The following is a 3,771-nucleotide window of genomic DNA, read 5'->3' as shown; positions in this document are numbered from 1 at the left end:
CGCAGGATCATGCCGTTCAGGCAGTAGCCGCACTGGGCGCCCTGTTCCTCGATGAAGGCGCGCTGCACCGGGTGGGGGGCATCCACGGTGCCGAGGCCTTCCAGCGTCGTCACGGCATGGCCCGTCGTCGCGCCCACCGGCAGCACGCAGCTGCGCGCCGCCTTGCCGTCGACCAGCACCATGCAGGCGCCGCACTCGCCCAGGCCGCAGCCGTATTTGGGGCCGTTGAGCCCGAAGTCGTTGCGCAGGACATGCAGCAGGGGCGTGGCGGGATCGGCGGGGGACCGCATCTCCGCGCCGTTCACCTTCACAACGATGTCCGCCCTCGCGATCTTCACCGGGGTCCAGCCATGCTCACATACGGACGGCGAAGCGCGACAGCGCGATCAGGCCGCAGGCCAGTGTACATGTTTCCTCGGCAGGGCGACTCCAGCAGCAATCGATTATTGGCGCGCCTATTGTTGGCATACAAATGATTTTTGCGTCGAGAGCCCACACCCGGGCGGCGACCGGCCGCTCTGGGTGCGGGGCCCTTGGGAACGCCGTCGGGCTAGCCCTGCTTCGGTGCCATCCGTGCGCGCATGAAGGCGAGGTATTCGGCCTCCGAGGTTTCGCGGCGGGCGGCGACCAGCGGCTTGATGTCATCGGTGGCGACGTAGCGCAGCTGGTCCGTGCCGTCGGTGGCAGCGGTGAAGATCACCTCGGCCACCTCCTCGCTGGTCGAATCCGCTCGCGCGGCCCGCAGCCCGGCGAAGGTCTCCATCGCCTTCTCCAGGAAGGGCCGATAGTCGGGCAGGTCGGCCGACGTGCCAGCCTCCGCGGCGCTGCGTTCGCCGAAGCTGGTCTTGGTGACGCCGCCGGGTTCGACGATCTTCACCGCGATGCCCACCGACGCCAGCTCGTAGGACAGCGCTTCCGAGAAGCCTTCGAGCGCGAATTTGGAGGCGCAGTACAGCGAGATCATCGGCAGGGTGAAGACGCCAGCGCCGGAGCTGATGTTGATGATCGTCCCCGACCGGTTGGCCCGGAAATGCGGCAGGACGGCCCGGGTCACGTCCATGACGCCGAAGACATTGACGTCGAACTGCTCCTGGATCTTCTCGGGCGACGCCGCCTCGAACACGCCGAACAGGCCGAAGCCGGCATTGTTGACCAGGACGTCGATGCGGCCGAACCGGGCGATCGCCGTAGCCACGGCGGCGTCGATGCTGGCGCGGTCCTGCACGTCGAGCCGGGTGACCAGGACATAGTCGCCCAGGGTGGCCAGGGCGGCGCCCGCCTCCGGCCGGCGCATGGTGGCAACGACATTCCAGCCGCGGGCGGCGAACAGGCGGGCCGTGGCGTCGCCGAAACCGGTCGAACAACCGGTGATGAGAACGGTGCGGGTCATGAAAGGCTCCTTGGATGAGCCCTCCATATGACTGCACGGTGTTGTTGTGATAATCCGTTCAATCCTGGATGAGTTGATGAAAGCTGCCGTTTAATGGCCGACCTTGCCCTGGCCCAGCTGACCTTGGCAGAGCTCGCCGCCCTCGGCGCGGTCGCGACCCATCGCAGCTTCCGCGCCGCGGCGGCGGAGCTGGGCCTGCCGCCCTCCTCGCTGAGCCACATGGTGGCCAGCATCGAGCGGCGGCTGGGCGTACGCCTGTTCAACCGCACCACCCGCAGCGTCGCGGTGACCGAGGCGGGCGAGCAGTTCCTGGCGCGAATCCGGCCGGCGCTGCGCGAGATCGCCGATGCGGTGGAGACGGTGAACCGGTTCCGCGACACCCCCGCCGGGCTGCTGCGGCTGAACAGCTCCGAAGGCGGGTCGGCGCGGATCCTGCCGATCGTGCTGGGCTTCATGGCCGCCTATCCGGAGATGCGGGTCGACCTGGTCACCGAAGGCCGGATGATCGACATCGTCGCCGCCGGCTTCGATGCTGGCATCCGCCTGGCCGAGGCTGTGCCGCAGGACATGGTCTCACTGCCGCTGGGCATCGACGAGGCGATGATCGTGGTTGGTTCGCCGGATTATCTGGCGGTACGCGGCATGCCGCAGGCCCCGGCCGACCTGTTCGGCCATGATTGCATCCGCGCCCGCCTGCCGAGCGGAGCCATCCTGCGCTGGGAGTTCGAGCACCAGGGCGAGGAGATCCGGATCGACCCGCCCGGCCGGCTGACCATCGGCAGCCCGGAGTTGAGCCAGCAGGCCGCGCTGGCCGGCGCCGGGCTGGCCTTCGTCAGCGCCCGGACGGCGATGGCGGAGATCGAGTCAGGCCAGTTGCGGCAGGTCCTGGCGGAGTGGACGCCGCCCTTCCCGGGCCTGAGCCTGTATTACCCGCGCCAGCGGTTGCCTTCCGCCGGGCTGCGGGCCTTCATCGACCATTTCCAGGCGGCGCGGCGGCGCTGAATGCGCTTCCGCCCGCCCGGTGGCACTGCCGTCAGGCTGGGGTCAGGACGTGGACCGCCCGGGCGGCGAGCAGATCCTTGGCGCGCTCGCCATAGGCCTTCATGTGCGGCGCGACCGAATGCGCCTTCAGCGCCTCCGGGGTTTCCCACTTCTCGACCACGACGAGGACGTCGTCGCCGAAGCTGTCCGGGCTGCCGGCGAGGTCGACCGCCGGGCCGTATTCGATACAGCCGTCCTCGGCATGGACCGCGGGGATGACCTTGCGGAATTCCTCCAGCAGGGCGGCGCGCTTGCCGGGCTTGGCGGTGAGCAGGGCGATGACGTGAATCACTTGGGAGTCTCCGATGTTTTGCCGGATCCTATCCCCAGCGCGCACCCCGCCACCAGCCCTGCGGCACCGAAAGGTCGGACTTTTGTGGCCGTCGGCAGCTATGCGCTCACCAAGTCGACCACGAACGCTGCCGGCTGGCGCAAGGTCTGGTAAACGACGCAGTAGCGCTCGGTCAGCTTCAGCAGCGTGGCCCGCTGCTCCTCGGTCAGGTCGCCCTCGACGTCGAAGCGCAGCCGGATGGCGCGGAACCCGACCGGCGCATCCTTGGCGACGCCGAGCGTGCCGCGGAAGTCGAGATCGCCTTCGGCCGAGACCGTGCCGCCGGTGACCGGCAGGGCCAGCGCCGTGGCCACCGCCTTCAAGGTCACGCCGGCGCAGGCGACCAGCGCCTCGAGCAGCATGTCGCCGGAGCACAGCGACAGGCCGTCGCCGCCGGTCGCGGGGTGCAGCCCGGCCTCGGCCAGGGCGCGGCCGGTCTCGACCTTGCAGGTCACCCCTTCATCGCCCAGCCGCCCCTTGGCGCGCAGCGTGACCAGCGCCGACTCCGGCGCCTCACGATACCGGTCCTTCAGCGGCGCCTGCATGGCGCGCAGCGCATCGGAATCCATCGCCATTCTCTCAAGCCGTGACGGGTATGGCCGAAACCTGGGGCCCTGCGGCGCCCACATCGCGGCCGGCCGTCGCATCCCGCGGCGGCGCCAGCGACGATAGCACGGCTTCGCGCAGCGTCAGCAACTCCGGCGATCCTGCCCGTTCGGTGCGCGGCAGCGTCACCGCGACATCGGCGACGATGCGGCCCGGTCGGCCGCCCAGCACCACGATTCGGTCGGCCAGGGCCAGTGCCTCATCGATGTCGTGCGTCACCAGCATCAGGGTGGGCTGCAACCAGTCGCGGATCTCCAGCAGGTGCTGGTGCAGGTCGCGCCGGGTGAAGGTGTCGAGCGCGCTGAACGGTTCGTCCAGCAGCAGCACCTTCGGCTTCGCCACCAGGGCGCGGGCGATGGCGACGCGCTGGGCCATGCCGCCCGACAGCTGGCGCGGCCAGGCG

The 3,771-nt window shown here is 69.6% G+C and carries 6 protein-coding genes; 1 reads left to right on the top strand and 5 read right to left on the bottom strand.

Annotated elements, in window-relative coordinates; translation table 11 throughout:
- Both AC3XYG_RS31805 and AC3XYG_RS31800 read right to left on the bottom strand, forming a co-directional pair.
- A partial coding sequence (locus AC3XYG_RS31805; protein ID WP_489143895.1) for a (2Fe-2S)-binding protein occupies positions 1 to 338 on the bottom strand: 338 nt, incomplete at its 3' end.
- 212 nt (positions 339 to 550) lie between these two features.
- Entirely contained in the window at positions 551 to 1,390 is an 840-nt protein-coding gene (locus AC3XYG_RS31800; RefSeq protein ID WP_489143894.1) for an SDR family oxidoreductase, read from the bottom strand.
- 93 nt (positions 1,391 to 1,483) lie between these two features.
- Between AC3XYG_RS31800 and AC3XYG_RS31795 the strand changes: the two genes are divergently transcribed.
- Positions 1,484 to 2,392: a LysR family transcriptional regulator gene (locus AC3XYG_RS31795; RefSeq protein WP_489143893.1), complete on the top strand. Its 909-nt coding sequence runs from the start codon at positions 1,484 to 1,486 to the stop codon at positions 2,390 to 2,392.
- Between the two features lie 31 nt (positions 2,393 to 2,423).
- On the opposite strand, the gene AC3XYG_RS31790 is transcribed toward AC3XYG_RS31795, so the two are convergent.
- The 3 genes from AC3XYG_RS31790 to AC3XYG_RS31780 form a co-directional block, all read right to left on the bottom strand.
- Complete coding sequence (locus AC3XYG_RS31790; protein ID WP_489143892.1) at positions 2,424 to 2,723, bottom strand: putative quinol monooxygenase; 300 nt, start codon at positions 2,721 to 2,723, stop codon at positions 2,424 to 2,426.
- Between the two features lie 98 nt (positions 2,724 to 2,821).
- Positions 2,822 to 3,331: an OsmC family protein gene (locus tag AC3XYG_RS31785; RefSeq protein WP_489143891.1), complete on the bottom strand. Its 510-nt coding sequence runs from the start codon at positions 3,329 to 3,331 to the stop codon at positions 2,822 to 2,824.
- Between the two features lie 10 nt (positions 3,332 to 3,341).
- Positions 3,342 to 3,771, bottom strand: a 430-nt coding sequence (locus AC3XYG_RS31780; RefSeq protein ID WP_489143890.1) for an ATP-binding cassette domain-containing protein, incomplete at its 5' end; no start/stop codon positions are given.

Source organism: Inquilinus sp. (assembly GCF_057815775.1).
This window is presented reverse-complemented; position numbering and strand designations above follow the sequence as displayed.